This is a genomic window from Micromonospora sp. NPDC048063 (assembly GCF_043202855.1).
GTDB lineage: Bacteria > Actinomycetota > Actinomycetes > Mycobacteriales > Micromonosporaceae > Micromonospora.
This window is the reverse complement of the sequence record NZ_JBIDBG010000011.1, coordinates 120,108-136,178: the sequence shown is the minus strand read 5'-3', so window position 1 is coordinate 136,178 and position 16,071 is coordinate 120,108. Positions and strand designations below refer to the sequence as shown.

The following is a 16,071-nucleotide window of genomic DNA, read 5'->3' as shown; positions in this document are numbered from 1 at the left end:
GGGCGGGCGGCAACCTCCCCGCACCGGGCGGCGGCGGTGCGCAGGCCCGCCGCTACGCTCGGCGGTCATGGTGGCGTCGAGGATCGCCGTGCCGGGGCGCGGGCTGGTGCCGCCCGGGGAGCCGGTGCTGCGCGGCGACGACCGGGGTGTGCTGCACGGCGACGGGCTCTTCGAGACCATGCACCTGCGGGGCGGGCGGCCGTGGCTGCGCGACGCCCACCTGGCCCGGCTGGTTCAAGCGGCGACGGCCGTCGAGCTTCCCCTGCCCCCCACCGACGTGCTGGTCGACCTGCTGGAGACCGTGAGCGCCGGCTGGCCGGCCGAGGTCGAGGGCGCGCTGCGGCTGGTCTGCACCCAAGGCCCGGAGGGCGGTGGCCCGCCGAGCGTCCACGCCACGCTGGGCGAGGTGCCGGCGGCGACCCGGGCGGCCCGCCGGGACGGGATCACCGTCGCCACCCTGCCGCTCGGCGTCGCGGCGCGGGCCCGCGCCGCACTCGACTGGCTGCCCGCCGGGGTCAAGTCCACGTCGTACGCGGTGAGCACCGCCGCCCGCCGCTGGGCGGCCCGCAGCGGGGTGGACGACGTGCTCTGGGTCTCCTCCGACGGGTACGCCCTGGAGGGCCCGACCGCCAACCTGGTCTGGCTGGCCGGCGACACCCTCCGCACCGTGCCCGCCGCCGAGACGGGCGTCCTGCCGGGCGTGACCGCCGCCTGGCTCCTCGCCCACGCCCACGAACTGGGCCTGCGCGCCGACGAGCGCCTCGTCACCCCGGCCGAGTTGCACTCCGCCGACGGCGTCTGGCTCACCTCGTCCGTCCGTGGCCTGGCGGAGGTCCACACCCTGGACGCCGTCCCGCTGGGCCGCTCCCCGCACACGCCGGCCCTCCAAGCCCTGCTGGGCTTCCCCCTCCCCTGACCGGGGAGGCGGCGACGGGTCGGGCGGGTCAGCCGGCCACGCGGGTGAGGCGGGCGGAGAGGTGCGGCGAGAGGCCGTGGCCGACGGCGGCCATCTCCTGGGCGTAGAGCAGCGCGCCCTCGACGATGCCGAAGAGGCGGTGACCGGCGGTGACCTCCTTGGCGGTCGCCGTCCGGACCACCGCGTCGGTCACGAACTCGAGCTGGGTGCCCTTGCGCTTGCCGATGTGCAGCTCCATGACCCCGGTCGGCGTGGTCATCAGCGCTTCCAGCTCGTCGGTGACCCGCTCGCCGTCCATCACCGGCCGCCACCAGCCGACCTCACGGCCCGCCGGACGGACCGGCCGGCTCTGCTCGTCCAGGATCCAGGCGCGCGACTCGTAGAACAGGAACGGCCGGCCGTCGTGGCTGATCCGGATCTCCTGGGCGTAGTCGAAGTCCTCGATCGTGGGGAAGCCGCCCCGGCCACGGCCGCGCCACACCCCGACGTACGGCAGCAGGCCGTCCAGCGACGGGTGCAGCTTCGGGCCGACCCGCAGGTCGTGGCTCTCCTCGTAGGGGTACGGGTCGACCGGCGGCGCGTTCAGCCACGGCGGCGGCTGCAGGGGGTTCTCGTCGCTCACCGGTTCACTCCGCCTCTCCTCGTTCGCGACTGCGGGGCTCGCAAGACCGGCTCACTCCTCGCGCTCACCAACGTCCTCTCGATATGCGTACGGCAAGGTAGACCAGGCCACCGGCGAGCGCGCCCAGGCCGGCGACCAGCAGGCTGACGAACCCGATCTCGGTAACCATCGCGACCATCCTATGCTGGGCCCCATGGCCCGCACTCTCGTCGTCAAGGCCACCGCCGGCGCGGACGCCCCCGAGCGGTGCGCCCAGGCATTCACCGTCGCCGCCACTGCGGCCGCCGCCGGGGTGCACGTGTCGCTCTGGCTGACCGGGGAGTCGACGTGGTTCGCGCTGCCGGGCCGGGCGCAGGAGTTCGAGCTGCCGCACTCGGCCCCGCTGGCCGAGCTGCTGCACGTGATCCTCACGACCGGTACGGTGACGGCCTGCACCCAGTGCGCCGCCCGTCGGGACATCGGCCCGGACGACGTGCTGCCGGGCGTCCGCATCGCCGGCGCGGCGGTCTTCGTCGAGGAGGCGATGGCCGAGGGGGCGCAGGCGCTGGTCTACTGACCCTCGCCCCTCGATACCGTCCCGGCACTTCGGGCGAATGCCTACGATTCGGATGTGACCGAGGCGACGGAGCGGTTCTTCGAATCACTGCCGGCGCGCGCCCCGCAGGTGCTGCGCGGTCCGGTCAGCGGGACGATGCAGATCGACCTCGCCCGGGGCAACCAGACGGTGCACTGGCTGGTCCGGCTTCAGCCGGGCGCGATCGACGTCAGCCGCAACCGGGGGCCGGCCGACGCGATCTGGTACACGAGCGAGGAATTGTTCGACCGGCTCGTCACCGGCCGGACCCAGGCGATCTCGAGCGTGCTGCGCAACGAGAGCAGCTTCAGCGGCGAGGTCGTGCTCTTCCTGGCGTTCCGCCGGTTCTTCCCCGACCCACCCGGCACCCGGGATCCCCGCGAGGTCGTCCGCGAGCAGGCCGGACGGCTGCGGTGAGGGAGTCGGTCAGCATCCTGGACGGCAACACCTTCCTGGTCAGCGACCGGCACGGCGACATCGAGCCGTCCCTCGACTTCCCGACGGGGCTCTTCTCCTTCGACACCCGGTTCCTCTCCACCTGGGTGTTGACCCTAGACGGCGAGCGGCTGCACGCGCTCAGCGTCGACGACGCGGAGTCCTTCCGCACCCGCTTCTTCCTCGTCCCCGGCGAGCCGACCCACTACCTGGACGCGAAGGTGTCGGTGATCCGGCGCCGGTCCATCGGCGACAGCTTCGAGGAGGAACTGACGCTGCTCAACCACGCCGGGAGGGAAACGGAGTTCACCGTCCGGTTGGACATGGGGGCCGACTTCGCGGACCTGTTCGAGATCAAGCACGTCCGGCAGAAACACGGCCACACCACCGCCACCGTCGGCGACGACAAGCTGCGCCTCACCTACCGCCGGGAGAACTTCCACCGCGAGACGGTGATCAGCTCCAGCGCGCCCGCGCACGTCGAGGTGTCCGGCATGACCTTCCGGATCCGCCTCGCCCCGCACGGCGAGTGGCGCACCCGGCTGCGGGTGGCCACCGTCGTCTACGGGGCGCGCGGCGAGGACATCCGGGCCAGCCTGCCGCTCTACGGCGGCAGCCGCACCGCGCCCGCGATCCGGGCCGAGCACGACGAGCTGATCGCCCGGGCGCCGAAGCTCGGCTGCGACTGCCAGCCGCTGGCCGGGGCGTACCGGCAGAGCCTGGCCGACCTGGCGGCGCTGCGCTACGAGTCGATCACCCTCGGCGTGCGGCTGATGGCGGCCGGGCTCCCGTGGTTCATGACCCTGTTCGGTCGGGACAGCATCATCACCTCGCTCCAGGTGGTGCCCTTCCTGCCGGAGCTGATCCCGGCGACCATCCTGATGCTGGCCGGCCTTCAGGGTTGCCGGATCGACGACTTCCGGGACGAGGAGCCGGGCAAGGTCCTGCACGAGCTGCGCTACGGCGAGACGGCGGGCTTCGAGGAGCAGCCCCACTCGCCGTACTACGGGTCGGCGGACTCCACGCCGCTGTTCGTCATCCTGCTCGACGAGTACGAGCGGTGGACCGGCGACGCCGGGCTGGTGCGGCAGTTGGAGGCCCAGACCCGTGCCGCGCTCACCTGGATCGACACGTACGGCGACCTGCTCGGGACCGGATACCTGTGGTACCAGACGCGCAACCCGGAGACGGGGCTGCAGAACCAGTGCTGGAAGGACTCCTGGGACTCGATCTCCTACCACGACGGCCGGCTGCCCGGCTTCCCCCGCGCCACCTGCGAACTCCAGGGGTACGCGTACGACGCGAAGATCCGCGGCGCGCGGCTGGCCCGGACGTTCTGGGGCGACCCCGCGTACGCCGACCGCCTGGAGCGGGAGGCGGCCGAGCTGAAGATGCGGTTCAACCGGGACTTCTGGATCCCGGAACGAGAGTTCTACGCGCTCGCCCTCGACGCCGACGGCCGGCACGTGGACGCGCTCAGCTCCAACATGGGGCACCTGCTGTGGAGCGGCATCGTGGACGTGTCGCGGGCCCGCCGGGTCGCCGAGCACCTGCTGGGCCCGCGGCTCTTCTCCGGCTGGGGCGTACGGACCCTCGCCGACGACCAGGGGCGGTACAACCCCGTCGGCTACCACGTGGGGACGGTGTGGCCGTTCGACAACTCGATCATCGCCTGGGGCCTGTGGCGGTACGGGTTCCGCCGGGAGGCCAGCGAGATCTGCGAGGCGATGCTTGCCGCGTCCCGGTTCTTCGGGGGGCGGCTGCCGGAGGCCTTCGCCGGCTACGAGCGGAGCCTCACCGAGTACCCGGTGGAGTACCCGACCGCGTGCAGCCCGCAGGCCTGGTCGGCGGGCACCCCGCTGCTGCTGCTACGGGTGATGCTGGGGCTGGAGCCGCAGGGCGAGCACCTGATCATCGATCCCGCCGTGCCCGAGGGAATGGGGCGGGTCGAGCTGCTCGACATCCCCGGCCGCTGGGGTCACGTCGACGCGCTCGGGCGCAGCCGCAGCCCGCACGACCACGCTCCCGGCCACTGACCGCCGGTCTCAGGCCGGACAGCCGGTGGTGGCGGAGAGTGCGACCCGGTCACCCGAGAGACCGGCGATGACCATGACGCCGCCGCGCCGGTAGGCGTACGCCTCGGGGGTTTGCAGCATCGGGACGCGGGCGACGGGGGCCAGCGCGGCGGCCAGGGACGGCGGGGCCGGGACGGCGGCGGCGCGGGCGGTGCGGGCGGCGCCGCCGGCGGGGCAGGGCGCGACGACCACCTCGGGGGCCGCTCCGGCCGGGCCGCCGAGGGCCCGCAGCGCCACCGCCAGGGCCTCGGTCTCCGCGCCCGTGGTGCCGGTCGCCGGCGCGGCGTAGCCGTCGCCGATCGGCCGGCAGCCCGTGTCGGCGGTCAGCCGGACCCGGCCGTCCCCGGCGACCGTGCCCTCGACGGTGACGAACTCGCCCGCGTCGGCGCGCAGCCGGGGGCCGGCATCCGAGGTCACCCGGACGCCGGCCCGCCAGTGCCCGGGGAGCCGGTCCGCGACCCGCTCCAGCAGGGCCCGCTCCAAGCCGACGGGGACGAACACGTCCACCCCGCGGGTCAGGATGGCGCCGTCGGCGAACGGCGTGACCCGGCAGCCCCGCTCGATCTCGGGCGGGGTCAGCACGGCGGTGTCGCCGGCCGCCGCGACCAACTCGCCGGCCGCGCGGTCGACGACCGGGCCGGCCTCGGCCAGGCTGCGCTGCTCCCGGACGGTCGGCGGGTCGTCCCGCACCGACGCCCAGGTGAGCACCGTCAGCAACACCGCCCAGGCCACGGTGGCGGCGAGCAGCCAGGGCAGCCACCGCCGGGACGCCGGCCGGTCGGGACCGGTGGGCGGGGCCTGCCCCGCCGCTACGACACCGTTCACGACGCCATCGTGTCACGCCGGTGGAACGCGCCCGGAGACGGTCGTGGCCCGCCCCCTCGGCGAGGGGGCGGGCCACGGGCCGATCGGAGCGTGGGTCAGGAGGCGACGGTGACGGCGACCTCGTTGATGCCCCGGCTGGCGGTCACGGCGGTGTCGCCGTTGCCGTGCCGGGAGAGCGCCCGCAGGGTCCAGGTGCCCGGCGCGGCGAAGAACCGGAACTGGCCGGCCGGCGAGGTCACCACCTCGGCGGTGAACTCACCGGTCGAGTCGAGCAGCCGGACGTACGCGCCCGGCACGGCCTCGCCCGCGTCGGACCGGACGACGCCGGTGATCACGGTCTCCTTCTCCAGGTCGAGGCTCGCGGGCAGCGGGGCGGCCTGGTCGGGAGCGGCGCAGCCGGCAGCGGTGGGTGCGGTCATGGCTCAGGCCTCCCCGGGCTCGTCGCCGAGCGCGACCGGCACGCCGACCAGCGAGCCGTACTCGGTCCAGGATCCGTCGTAGTTCTTCACGTTGCGGTGCCCGAGCAGCTCCTGGAGCACGAACCAGCTGTGCGAGGAGCGCTCGCCGATCCGGCAGTACGCGATGGTCTCCCGGCTGTCGTCCAGCCCGGCGTCGGCGTAGATCTTGCGCAGCTCGTCGTCGGACTTGAAGGTGCCGTCCTCGTTGGCCGCCTTCGACCACGGCACGCTGATCGCGGTGGGGATGTGCCCGGCCCGCTGCGCCTGCTCCTGCGGCAGGTGGGCGGGGGCGAGCAGCCGGCCCGCGAACTCGTCGGGGCTGCGCACGTCGACCAGGTTCTTGGTGCCGATCGCGGCCACGACCTCGTCGCGGAAGGCCCGGATGGAGGTGTCCGGCTCCTGCGCCACGTACTGCGTCGCCGGGCGGGTCACCGCGTCGGTCACCAGCGGGCGGGCGTCCAGCTCCCACTTCTTGCGGCCGCCGTCGAGCAGCTTCACGTCGCGGTGGCCGTAGAGCTTGAAGTACCAGTACGCGTACGCGGCGAACCAGTTGTTGTTGCCGCCGTAGAGGATGACGGTGTCGTCGTTACCGATGCCGCGCTCGGAGAGCAGGGCCTCGAACTGGCTCTTGTTGACGAAGTCCCGGCGCACCTGGTCCTGCAGGTCGGTCTTCCAGTCCAGCTTGATCGCGCCGGCGATGTGGCCGGTGTCGTAGGCCGAGGTGTCCTCGTCGACCTCGACGAAGACGACGCCCGGGGCGTCGATGTTCTTCTCGGCCCACTCGGCCGAGACGAGTGCGGTGTCGCGACTCATCAGATCACTCCCTGGTGAGGATGGATGGTGAGCCAACGCGCGGAGAGCGATGAACATGACTGTCGCACCACGCGCGGGACCCATAGCGAGAAACGGATCACGGGTTCGTGCGACGGCGCCGCTGCCGGGCGTTCGGTGGGAGAGCACCGGGGGTACGCGGACCCTGAGTGCCGCTGGCTGCGCCAGGCAGCCGAGGACAGCCCCGCCGTCAGATGACGGGGCGACACAGGCAGGTGGCCACGCGGCACAGGTCGACCGCGCGCCGTTTGGTGAGGAGCGTCCCCATGGGCAGGGAGCCTATCAGCCACGCCCGATGACGCCACCGGACCGACCAGCATCCGGGACGCCGCCTCGCCACCGGCCCGTCACTCCCGGTCGCGTCGCCCCCGCGCTCGCGCCGGCGGGCGGACCGCCGGCGGCTCAGCCGGCGGCCGAGTTGATCGGAACGTTCTTCGCGTCCGCAGTCACCGCCAGCCCCTCGGGCAGCGGCCGGACCTCCCGGATGGCGAGCTGGAACGGCAGGTCGGGCAGGGGTACGTCGACCGAGATGCTCTTGGCGTAGTTGTTGAGCATCGCCCGGGCCAGCGGCACGTTCGGCAGCCCCTCGGCGTTCAGGTCGTTGAAGCGCAGCGCCACCTGCCCCTCCTTGCCGACGATGATGTCGGCGGTGCCGGTCACGGTGAGCCGCTGGCCGAGGATGTCGGCCGGGGCGGTGACGGCGAGCCGGCCGCCCTGCTCGCCGAGGGTCAACCCGGGCCGGTCGAGCAGCTTGGCGAGGCTGTCGTAGCTGATGGTGCCGGTGCCGTCGACCGTCTCGGCGACCACGTCACCCTGCCCGGAGCGGATCGTGTCCAGCGACGCGCGGACGTTGCGGGCGTCCACGTCGAGCTTCGGCAGCGCGACCACGTCGCCCTGCACCGGGCCCTGCACGTCCCGCAGCCCGATGGAGATGCGCTCGTACCGGCCGTCGAGCACCTGGGTGAGGAACGGGAAGCCGCCGACCTCGACCTCCGGCGCCGAGGACTGCGCCCCCTGCTTGGCGACCTCCTGCCGGATCTGGTCGGCGATGGCGCGCTCGGCCACCCCGGCCGCGACCCGGTCGGCCACGACGAGCAGGCCGCCGACGACCAGCAGCAGGACGACGAGGGTGACGAGCACCTTGCGCCCGCGTCGACGGGGCCGCTCCTCGTACGTGTGATCCTGCGCCACGCCGCCTCCTGTCGTGAGTGCCCGGGGTGCCGCGTAGCGGCCTATCGGTGGTACCCGGACGGGGAAATCCTCAACCGCGCGTCAGAGGACCAGCTTGCACATGGCGTACGCGGCCGGCGCGGCGAGGGCGAAGCCGCCGAGTGGCCCCTGCATGTGCCGGGCCACCCACATGGTCGGCGGCTCCCCCGCCATCAGCCGGCCCGCCTCCGCGTACCCCACGGCGAGGTCGGCCAGCACGGCGGCGACCGCCGCGACCAGGCCGATGATCGCGGCCCTGGTGGGGGTGAAGGGCGTCACCAGGTAGCTGCCGAGGACGGCGCTGACCAGCGTGCCGACCATGGCGCCGCCGACCACGCCGGCCGCGCCCCGGGGCACCTGCGGTGCCAGCCGCGGCCAGGGCGCCACCGCGTCGGTGAGCCGGGCGACGGTGAGCGCGACCCCGCTGGCGGTGAGGCAGACGGTGATGGCCTGGGTGCCGGCCGGGATCCGGCTGAGCGTGATCAGGGTGGCGAACGCGACGACGCCCACCACGATCAGCAGGGTGCCGCCCAGGGAGTCGGTCACCCGCACGCGGTCGACCCGCCGGACGAGTTGGCCGAGCACCCCGAGGAGGAAGGCGCCCGCCGCGACGTAGCCCAGCGGCGCCAGTCCGGCGACGTCCGTCTGCACGGCGGCGGCGTCGGCCGCGACCGCGGCGGCCACGCTGACCAGGGCGACCAGCAGCAGCGCCGGCGGCCGCATGGCCATCGTCCAGGCCAGCACGAAGAGCAGTTGCACGCCGAGGACGATGCCCGCGAACGGCAGCCGGTGGCCCGGGCCGGAGGTCTGCGCCCCGAGCACCAGGCCGATGCCGAGCAGGACCGCGAACCCGGCGACGGCCAGCGCGAGCGGGCGGCGCACCTCGACCGGCTCGACCACCTCCTCGTCCGGCTCGGCGTCCGCCTCGTCGTCGGGCCGGCGCGGCGGCTCGCCACCGCGGCGGGCGCGACGCGGCCCGCCGCGCTCGCGGCGGGCGCCGTCGTCGTCTGGGGCCGGCCCGGTGCGCGGCGCCGGCGGCTGGCCACGGGACGGGCCCGACGGCCCCGGGCGGGGCCCGTCGGACCACGGGTCGCGGCCGGTCTCGGGCGAACTGGAGGGAAACACGCCCCGATCGTGCCAGACCGGCCGGCCGGCGCGGAGGTCACGGTTTCGGCAACGTTAAAACCCGAGGCGCGATCATGGGCAAGCCGGGCAAACGGGAAAGGACGCGGAGGTGACGCCGGGGCCATCGGTTACGCTCAAGCCGCTACCCGCCCGTCAGCGACGCCGGGACCCACGCAAGTTCATCAGCGCCACACCCCCTGCGGAAAGCGCTGGTCGCGCGCGGCCGACGGCCGCCGGGACGGAGGTGATCGTGGAGATCCTGCTGCTGGTGACCGCACGCGCCGGCGAAGCATCCGCTGTGCTGCCGGCACTCGACCTGCTGCCGCACTCGGTCCGCACCGCGCCGCGCGACGTCCGCACCCTGGTGGCCGGCCCCAGCCCGGACGCGGTGCTGGTCGACGCCCGTTCCGAGCTGAGCGAGGCCCGGGCCACCTGCCGGATGCTGCACGCCACCGGGCTCGGCGTGCCGCTGGTCGCGGTGGTCACCGAAGCCGGGCTGATCGCGCTCAACGCGGACTGGGGCGTCGACGACGTCATCCTCGCCTCGGCGGGCCCGGCCGAGGTGGAGGCCCGGCTGCGGCTGGCGGTCGGCCGGCTGAGCAACGCGACGTCCGGCGCCGGCGGCTCGATCCGCGCCGGCGAGCTCACCATCGATCCGGACACGTACGCCGCGAAGCTGAAGGGCCGGCCGCTCGACCTGACCTACAAGGAGTTCGAGCTGCTGAAGTTCCTGGCGCAGCACCCCGGCCGGGTGTTCACCCGGGACCAGCTCCTGCGGGAGGTCTGGGGCTACGACTACTTCGGCGGCACCCGCACGGTCGACGTGCACGTCCGGCGGCTGCGGGCGAAGCTCGGCTCCGAGTACGAGTCGATGATCGGCACGGTGCGGCAGGTGGGCTACAAGTTCGTCGTGCCGCCGCCCCGGTCGCTGCCGGAGTCGGAGCACGCCCCGCTGCCCGTCTGACCCTCCTCCCCTTCCGGGGAACTATTCGCGTACGCCACCTTTGGCATAGCTCGTCGGTTTTAGTCTGACTGCCGGGTTTGCTAGCAAAGGGGGGCGGCGGCGTGCGCATCGACCACGGGGGCAACGGTTCGGCACGGACAGGCACGACTATCCGGGACCCCTCCGCCGTGCGCGCCGTCGGCATCGTCGTGCTGGTTGTGACCGCCCTGCTGGGCACCGCGTACGCGCTCGGCCGCAGCCTGGTCCCCGACCGGCCCGCCTCCGACGTGACGACCAGCACCGGCCAGCACTACGCTGACCAGCCGCCGACGGACGACCCCGACCGGCCCACGCCCGGCGACGACCGGAGCACCGGGCCCGCGGTGGCCGGGCAGGACGGCGCCAGCCCGAGCGGCACCCCGAGCGGCACCCCGACCGGGGCCGACGGGCCGTACGGCACGCAGACCACCAGCGGCACGTCGCAGGTCGCGCTGACCTTCGACGACGGACCGGACCCGCAGTACACCCCGCAGGTGCTCGCCCTGCTCCGCGAGCACCACGTCCGGGCCACCTTCTGCGTGGTGGGCGAGAACGCACAGAGCCACCCCGACCTGATCCGGGCGATAGTGGCCGACGGGCACACCCTGTGCAACCACACCTGGAACCACGACGTCACCCTCGGCCAGCAGTCGCCGAACGCCATCCGGGCGGACCTGCTGCGTACCAGCGAGGCGATCCGGGCGGCCGTGCCGAACGCCCCGATCGCGTACTACCGCCAACCCGGCGGAGCCTGGACCCGCTCGGTGGTGTCCGTGGCCCGGGAACTCGGGATGACCCCGCTGCACTGGACGGTCGACCCGGCGGACTGGGAGACGCCGGGGGCCGACCGGATCGCCGGGATGGTTCTCACCAGCGTCGAACCCGGCTCGGTCGTGCTGCTGCACGACGCCGGCGGCGACCGACAGGGCACAGTGGACGCGCTGCACGAGATCCTGCCGGCCCTGACCAGCCGGTTCAAGGTGGCGGCGCTGCCCAACGGCGCGACGTGAGGCTCGGCGGACCGCCCGGCGTGGTCGCCCGCCCGGCCCGCCGACGTGACCCCCGCTACACCAGCCGGCGGGCCGGTTGAAGGTCGGCGGGACCGGCGGCCGACCGGACTACGGTGACGACATGAGCAGCGCCGCACCGACCAGCCAGCAGGTGACCCGGACCGACCGCCTCAGCCCCGCGCAGATCGCCGACGTACTGGCGCTCGCGGGGGCCGCCGGCGACACCGACGGGGCGGACCCGTTCGACGAGCACGTCCTGCTCCGGCTGCGGGACCCGGACGCGGCCGCGGTGCACCTGACCGCCCGGGCCGCCGACGGGACGCTGACCGGGTACGCCCACCTGGACACCACCGACGGCGAGGCCGGGACGGGCGTGGAGTTGGCGGTGCACCCGGCGCACCGGCGGCGCGGGGCGGGACGGGCGCTGGCCCGGGGCGTGCTGGCGGCGGCCGGCGGCCCGCTGCGGGTCTGGGCGCACGGCGACCACCCATCCGCCGCCGCCCTCGCCGTCGACCTGGGCCTGCGCCGGGCACGGGTGCTCTGGCAACTGCGCCGGCCGCTGACCGCGCCGATCCCCGAGCCCCGGCTGCCGGACGGGGTGACGCTGCGCGCGTTCCGGCCGGGTGACGACGACGCCGCCTGGCTCGCCCTCAACGCGCGGGCCTTCGCCGAGCACCCCGAGCAGGGCCGTTGGTCCCCCGCCGACCTGCGGGTACGCCTCGCCGAGCCGTGGTTCGACCCGGACGGCTTCCTGCTTGCCGTCGAGGCGGCCACCGGCCGGCTGGTCGGCTTCCACTGGACGAAGGTCCACGAGCGCCCCGGCTCGGCCCGGATCGGCGAGGTCTACGTCCTCGGGGTGGACCCGGCGACGCACCGGGGCGGGCTGGGCCGGGCGCTGACGGCGGCCGGCCTGGCGTACCTGCGGGACCGACGGGGCCTGGACCGGGTCATGCTCTACGTCGACGAGTCGAACACCGCCGCGGTGGCCCTCTACGAGCGGCTCGGCTTCGCCCGCTGGTCCGCGCACGTGAACTACCAGTCGGCCTGACGGACACCGGCCGGGCCACACCCCGTCGGTGGTCGCGTGACGTCCGTGCCTGGATGTCGGTTGTGGGGTACGGCTGTGGCGAGGCGTCCGCAAAGCGGCGTTGTGAGGCGTCGGCGTGGCTTTGGGGTGGTGTCGGCTGCGGGGTGGCGACCCCGTCGACCCGCTGTCGGCAGATCCGGGTGGGTCGGGTGGCGTGGGCGCTGTCGAGCTGCCCCATCTGTGGGACCATCCGTCACGCCAAGCTCGGCCGTCTGCGGCGGCACGTCTGCCCCATCTGTGAGGGCAGCTCGACAGCGGCCGGGCGGCGGCACCCGTGAGGTCCGGTTGTGTCCGACACGCCCGGGCCAGCGGTCACCGGCGGATAACGGCGGCGCGTCGGCGAGATAACGGCCTACCGGAAAAATGCCCATACTTCCGACAGGGGCTTCCGAGTTCACTTAACGGACAACTCACCCTCAGCGAGCGGTCACCTGCACTGCCGCACCTGTTCACCTCGCGTTCACGTGCGACCGGCGAACCGGCTACCTGGCGCTCCTAACTTTTGGACCAGCCGGTCAGCGCCGGCACCCCGGGCCCCCAATCCGGGTGCGAAGTCAGACGTGAAGGGAAACCCCTCAGGTGAAGCTCCAGCGGCACGGCACTCTCGCCTGCCTCGCTCTTACCGCGACGCTCGCTCTCAGCGCATGCGGCTCGGACAACAACGAGCCCGCGAGCAGCGCCTCCGCCTCCGGGTCGGCCGCCGCCGCCGACTGCGCCACCGGCACGCTGAACGCCCAGGGCTCGTCGGCGCAGAAGAACGCCATGGACGAGTGGATCAAGGCGTACCAGCAGAAGTGCTCCAGTGTGAAGATCAACTACGAGCCGTCCGGCTCGGGCGCCGGCATCCAGGCCTTCATCGCCGGCACCGCCGACTTCGCCGGCTCGGACTCCGCCCTCAAGGAGGAGGAGCAGCCGCAGGCCAACGCCAAGTGCGTCGGCGGTGCCGCGATCAACCTGCCGATGGTCATCGGCCCGGTCGCCATCGCCTACAACGTCAACGGCGTGGACAACCTTCAGCTCAAGCCGGCCACCCTGGCGAAGATCTTCGCCGGCAAGGTGACCAAGTGGGACGACCCGGCCATCAAGGCCGACAACCCGGGCGCCACCCTGCCGTCGACCGCCATCAACGCGGTGCACCGCTCGGACTCCTCCGGCACCACCGACAACTTCACCGACTTCCTCGCCAAGACCGCCGCGTCCGACTGGACCTTCGGCAAGGCCAAGGAGTGGAAGGCCCCGGGCGGCACCGGTGCGGCCAAGTCGGACGGCGTGGCCAGCGCCATCAAGGGCCAGGACGGCACCATCGGCTACGTCGAGTGGTCGTACGCCGAGAACGGCGGCCTGAAGACCGCCAAGGTCGGCAACGGTGCGGGTGAGTTCGCCGAGCTGACCGCCGAGTCGGCCGGTAAGACCATCGCCGGCGCCGAGGTGGTCGGCCAGGGCGACGACCTCAAGATGAAGATCGACTACAACACCAAGGAGGCCGGGGCCTACCCGATCGTCCTGGTGACCTACGAGATCGTCTGCACCAAGGGCCTCGCCGCCGACAAGCTGCCGCTGGTCAAGGGCTTCCTCGGCCACGCCGCCAGCACCGCCGGCCAGGCCGACCTCACCGAGCTGGGCTACGCCCCGCTGCCCGAGTCGGTCCGCACCAAGGTCGAGGCCGCGGTCAAGAACCTCGCCTGACCCGCCTCACCGACACCATCACCACCACCTCAACTCGAAGCGAGCGAGCAGATGGGTGAAACCCCTCAGCGCTCGGCCGACGCCGGCACCGGCGGGACCCGCGTGACCGAAGGTCACGAGCGGCCCGCCGGTGCCTCGGCGCGTCTGGCCGAGCCACCAGTCAGCACCCGTACCCCGGACGGAGCCGGGCTGGGCGGCGGTGGCGCGCTGCCCCGGGCCCGGGCGTTCGGCGCAGAGCGGGCCTTCCGGGGCCTCACCCTGGCCGCCGGCGTCGCCGTCCTGGTCATCATCGCCGCGATCGCGGTCTTCCTGATCGCCAAGGCCGTGCCGGCGCTGCGGGCCAACACCGAGGGCTTCTGGACCTTCGAGGGCTGGTTCCCGAACGACGCGGAGCCGAAGTTCGGCATCGGGGCGCTCGCCTTCGGCACCGTGCTCAGCTCCGCCCTGGCCCTGCTGATGGCGGTGCCGGTGGCCCTGGGGATCGCGCTCTACCTGTCCCACTACGCGCCGCGCCGGCTCGGCACCACGCTGGGCTTCCTGATCGACCTGCTGGCCGCGGTGCCGAGCGTGGTCTTCGGCCTCTGGGGCCGGGACGTCTTCATCAGCCCGGTCCGGGACTTCTCCGCCTGGCTGAACACGTACTTCGGGTGGATCCCGATCTTCGGCGGCGACGGCCCGTTCGGGAAGTCCATCATGCTGGGCGCGCTGGTCCTGGCGATCATGGTGCTGCCGATCATCACGTCGCTCTCCCGCGAGGTGTTCCTGCAGACCCCGACCGCCAACGAGGAGGCCGCCCTCGCCCTCGGCGCCACCCGCTGGGAGATGATCCGCACCGCGGTGCTGCCCTACGGCCGCCCCGGCATCGTCGCCGCGGTGATGCTCGGCCTGGGCCGGGCGCTCGGTGAGACCATCGCCCTGGCGATGACCCTCGGCATCACCTTCAACATCTCGTTCAACCTCATCGAGAGCGGCGGCAACACCATCGCCGCCAACATCGCCAACACGTTCGGCGAGGCGAACGACACGGGTCGGGGCGCGCTGATCGCCTCCGGTCTGGTGCTCTTCGCCATCACGCTGATCGTCAACATCACGGCGCGGGCGATCATCCACCGCCGCCGGGAGTTCACGGAGTCGGCCGCATGACCACCGTCGCTTCGCACCGGAACCGTCCGCCCGCGCAGCCGCCCACCCTCAAGGCCCGGCGGCTGCCGAGGTACGCCGCGCCGGCCGTCGCGGCGGCCGCCCTGCTGGTCGCCGCCGCCTTCGTGTACGGCACCGACACCGGCGGCCCCGTGCTGGTCGTGGTGCTCGGCGCGCTGCTCTACCTGGCCGGCCTCTTCGTCGCGGCGAACCGCGTCGAGGGGCGGCGCTCGGCCCGCAACCGCACCTGGAGCGCTCTGATCCACTCCGCGTTCGTGCTGGCCGTCCTGCCGCTGGCCTCGGTGGTCTGGACGCTGGTCAGCAAGGGCGCCGAGCGGCTGGACGGCGACTTCTTCCTCACCTCGATGAACAACATCGGCGCCCGCGACCCGAACGGCGGGGCGTATCACGCGATCGTCGGCACGTTGCAGCAGGTCGGCATCGCCGCCCTGATCACCGTCCCGCTCGGCATCCTCTGCGCGATCTACGTCGTCGAGTACGGCCGGGGCCGGTTCGCCTTCGCGATCCGGTTCTTCGTGGACGTCATGACGGGCATCCCGTCGATCGTCGCCGGCCTGTTCGTGCTGGCGTTCTGGGTGCTGATCGTCTCGCCGTGGTTCAACGACGGCCGGCCGAGCTTCTCCGGCTTCGCCGCCGCGCTCGCGCTGAGCGTGCTGATGCTGCCCACCGTGGTCCGCTCCACCGAGGAGATGCTGCGTCTCGTCCCGGCGCCGCTGCGCGAGGGGGCGTACGCCCTCGGCGTGCCGAAGTGGAAGACCATCCTGCGGGTCGTGCTGCCCACCGCGCTGCCGGGCATCGTCACCGGCGTCATGCTCGCCATCGCCCGCGCGGCCGGCGAGACCGCTCCGGTGCTGCTCGTCGCCGGCGGCGGCGCGGCGATCAACTTCAACCCGTTCGAGAACAACCAGTCGTCGCTGGCCCTCTTCGTCTACCAGCAGGCGGGCGACGCGTCCCGGTACGCGCCGGCGCGGGCGTGGACGGCGGCACTCACCCTGGTCGCCCTCGTGCTGATCCTGACCGTCGCGGCGAAGCTGCTGGCCCGCCGCAACCGGCTCGGCCGATGAATCCCGGAGGT

The 16,071-nt window shown here is 73.4% G+C and carries 18 protein-coding genes; 10 read left to right on the top strand and 8 right to left on the bottom strand.

Going from position 1 to position 16,071, the window contains the following annotated elements; translation table 11 throughout:
* Window positions 1-67 precede the first annotated feature (67 nt).
* On the top strand, window positions 68-916 hold the full coding sequence (locus ACGFZ2_RS24685) for an aminotransferase class IV (RefSeq protein WP_393457276.1): 849 nt from the start codon (window positions 68-70) through the stop codon (window positions 914-916).
* A 28-nt stretch (window positions 917-944) separates the two neighbouring features.
* Here ACGFZ2_RS24685 and ACGFZ2_RS24680 read toward each other — a convergent pair whose 3' ends face one another.
* Both ACGFZ2_RS24680 and mtfM read right to left on the bottom strand, forming a co-directional pair.
* Window positions 945-1,538, bottom strand: a complete 594-nt coding sequence (locus ACGFZ2_RS24680; RefSeq protein WP_350706942.1) for an FABP family protein — start codon at window positions 1,536-1,538, stop codon at window positions 945-947.
* Between the two features lie 64 nt (window positions 1,539-1,602).
* Window positions 1,603-1,707 carry a small membrane protein MtfM gene (gene mtfM / locus ACGFZ2_RS24675; protein ID WP_267897534.1) on the bottom strand — a complete coding sequence of 35 codons (105 nt, stop codon included), beginning with the start codon at window positions 1,705-1,707 and terminating at the stop codon, window positions 1,603-1,605.
* Window positions 1,708-1,719: 12 nt separating this feature from the next.
* Here mtfM and ACGFZ2_RS24670 point away from each other — a divergent pair, with 12 nt between their 5' ends.
* The 3 genes from ACGFZ2_RS24670 to ACGFZ2_RS24660 are packed head-to-tail and all read left to right on the top strand — an operon-like array spanning window position 1,720 to window position 4,583.
* Window positions 1,720-2,094, top strand: a complete 375-nt coding sequence (locus tag ACGFZ2_RS24670) for a DsrE family protein (protein ID WP_350706940.1) — start codon at window positions 1,720-1,722, stop codon at window positions 2,092-2,094.
* A gap of 54 nt (window positions 2,095-2,148) precedes the next feature.
* Window positions 2,149-2,529 (top strand): SCP2 sterol-binding domain-containing protein, encoded by a 381-nt coding sequence (locus tag ACGFZ2_RS24665; protein ID WP_393457273.1) that lies wholly within the window; start codon window positions 2,149-2,151, stop codon window positions 2,527-2,529.
* Window positions 2,526-4,583 (top strand): glycogen debranching N-terminal domain-containing protein, encoded by a 2,058-nt coding sequence (locus ACGFZ2_RS24660; protein ID WP_393457270.1) that lies wholly within the window; start codon window positions 2,526-2,528, stop codon window positions 4,581-4,583. The genes ACGFZ2_RS24665 and ACGFZ2_RS24660 overlap by 4 nt, the downstream gene beginning before the upstream one ends.
* 9 nt (window positions 4,584-4,592) lie before the next feature.
* Here ACGFZ2_RS24660 and ACGFZ2_RS24655 read toward each other — a convergent pair whose 3' ends face one another.
* From ACGFZ2_RS24655 to ACGFZ2_RS24630, 6 genes are all read right to left on the bottom strand, one after another.
* A complete protein-coding gene (locus tag ACGFZ2_RS24655; protein ID WP_393264698.1) occupies window positions 4,593-5,447 on the bottom strand; it encodes a hypothetical protein in 855 nt (284 codons plus the stop codon).
* Window positions 5,448-5,542: 95 nt separating this feature from the next.
* On the bottom strand, window positions 5,543-5,866 hold the full coding sequence (locus ACGFZ2_RS24650) for a DUF1416 domain-containing protein (protein ID WP_357696313.1): 324 nt from the start codon (window positions 5,864-5,866) through the stop codon (window positions 5,543-5,545).
* A gap of 3 nt (window positions 5,867-5,869) precedes the next feature.
* Complete coding sequence (locus ACGFZ2_RS24645) at window positions 5,870-6,718, bottom strand: sulfurtransferase (protein WP_357696311.1); 849 nt, start codon at window positions 6,716-6,718, stop codon at window positions 5,870-5,872.
* Window positions 6,719-6,926: 208 nt separating this feature from the next.
* Complete coding sequence (locus tag ACGFZ2_RS24640) at window positions 6,927-7,004, bottom strand: Ms5788A family Cys-rich leader peptide (protein ID WP_311202345.1); 78 nt, start codon at window positions 7,002-7,004, stop codon at window positions 6,927-6,929.
* A gap of 134 nt (window positions 7,005-7,138) precedes the next feature.
* Entirely contained in the window at window positions 7,139-7,927 is a 789-nt protein-coding gene (locus ACGFZ2_RS24635; protein WP_393457267.1) for a DUF2993 domain-containing protein, read from the bottom strand.
* Between the two features lie 81 nt (window positions 7,928-8,008).
* Window positions 8,009-9,070 (bottom strand): hypothetical protein, encoded by a 1,062-nt coding sequence (locus ACGFZ2_RS24630; RefSeq protein WP_393264691.1) that lies wholly within the window; start codon window positions 9,068-9,070, stop codon window positions 8,009-8,011.
* Window positions 9,071-9,314: 244 nt separating this feature from the next.
* Between ACGFZ2_RS24630 and ACGFZ2_RS24625 the strand changes: the two genes are divergently transcribed.
* The 6 genes from ACGFZ2_RS24625 to pstA all read left to right on the top strand — a co-directional run bounded on the left by ACGFZ2_RS24625 (window position 9,315) and on the right by pstA (window position 16,060).
* The gene (locus ACGFZ2_RS24625; RefSeq protein WP_393264688.1) at window positions 9,315-10,034 is read left to right on the top strand and encodes a winged-helix domain-containing protein; all 720 of its coding nucleotides are present in this window, start codon (window positions 9,315-9,317) and stop codon (window positions 10,032-10,034) included.
* A 167-nt stretch (window positions 10,035-10,201) separates the two neighbouring features.
* Window positions 10,202-11,062 (top strand): polysaccharide deacetylase family protein, encoded by an 861-nt coding sequence (locus ACGFZ2_RS24620; RefSeq protein WP_393457264.1) that lies wholly within the window; start codon window positions 10,202-10,204, stop codon window positions 11,060-11,062.
* A 121-nt stretch (window positions 11,063-11,183) separates the two neighbouring features.
* Window positions 11,184-12,110: a mycothiol synthase gene (mshD, locus tag ACGFZ2_RS24615; RefSeq protein ID WP_393457261.1), complete on the top strand. Its 927-nt coding sequence runs from the start codon at window positions 11,184-11,186 to the stop codon at window positions 12,108-12,110.
* 618 nt (window positions 12,111-12,728) lie between these two features.
* Window positions 12,729-13,835, top strand: a complete 1,107-nt coding sequence (gene pstS / locus ACGFZ2_RS24610; RefSeq protein WP_393457258.1) for a phosphate ABC transporter substrate-binding protein PstS — start codon at window positions 12,729-12,731, stop codon at window positions 13,833-13,835.
* Between the two features lie 51 nt (window positions 13,836-13,886).
* Window positions 13,887-14,978: a phosphate ABC transporter permease subunit PstC gene (gene pstC, locus ACGFZ2_RS24605; RefSeq protein ID WP_393457255.1), complete on the top strand. Its 1,092-nt coding sequence runs from the start codon at window positions 13,887-13,889 to the stop codon at window positions 14,976-14,978.
* On the top strand, window positions 14,975-16,060 hold the full coding sequence (pstA, locus tag ACGFZ2_RS24600) for a phosphate ABC transporter permease PstA (protein WP_393457252.1): 1,086 nt from the start codon (window positions 14,975-14,977) through the stop codon (window positions 16,058-16,060). Before pstC ends, pstA begins: the two co-directional genes overlap by 4 nt.
* Window positions 16,061-16,071: the final 11 nt, after the last annotated feature.

Coding starts and splice junctions, on each gene's coding strand:
- ACGFZ2_RS24670 (WP_350706940.1), top strand. CDS start 1,720: ATGCTGGGCCCCATGGCCCGCACTCTCGTCGTCAAGGCCACCGCCGGC.
- mtfM (WP_267897534.1), bottom strand. CDS start 1,707: ATGGTTACCGAGATCGGGTTCGTCAGCCTGCTGGTCGCCGGCCTGGGC.
- mshD (WP_393457261.1), top strand. CDS start 11,184: ATGAGCAGCGCCGCACCGACCAGCCAGCAGGTGACCCGGACCGACCGC.
- ACGFZ2_RS24640 (WP_311202345.1), bottom strand. CDS start 7,004: ATGGGGACGCTCCTCACCAAACGGCGCGCGGTCGACCTGTGCCGCGTG.
- pstA (WP_393457252.1), top strand. CDS start 14,975: ATGACCACCGTCGCTTCGCACCGGAACCGTCCGCCCGCGCAGCCGCCC.
- ACGFZ2_RS24650 (WP_357696313.1), bottom strand. CDS start 5,866: ATGACCGCACCCACCGCTGCCGGCTGCGCCGCTCCCGACCAGGCCGCC.
- ACGFZ2_RS24685 (WP_393457276.1), top strand. CDS start 68: ATGGTGGCGTCGAGGATCGCCGTGCCGGGGCGCGGGCTGGTGCCGCCC.
- pstC (WP_393457255.1), top strand. CDS start 13,887: ATGGGTGAAACCCCTCAGCGCTCGGCCGACGCCGGCACCGGCGGGACC.
- ACGFZ2_RS24645 (WP_357696311.1), bottom strand. CDS start 6,718: ATGAGTCGCGACACCGCACTCGTCTCGGCCGAGTGGGCCGAGAAGAAC.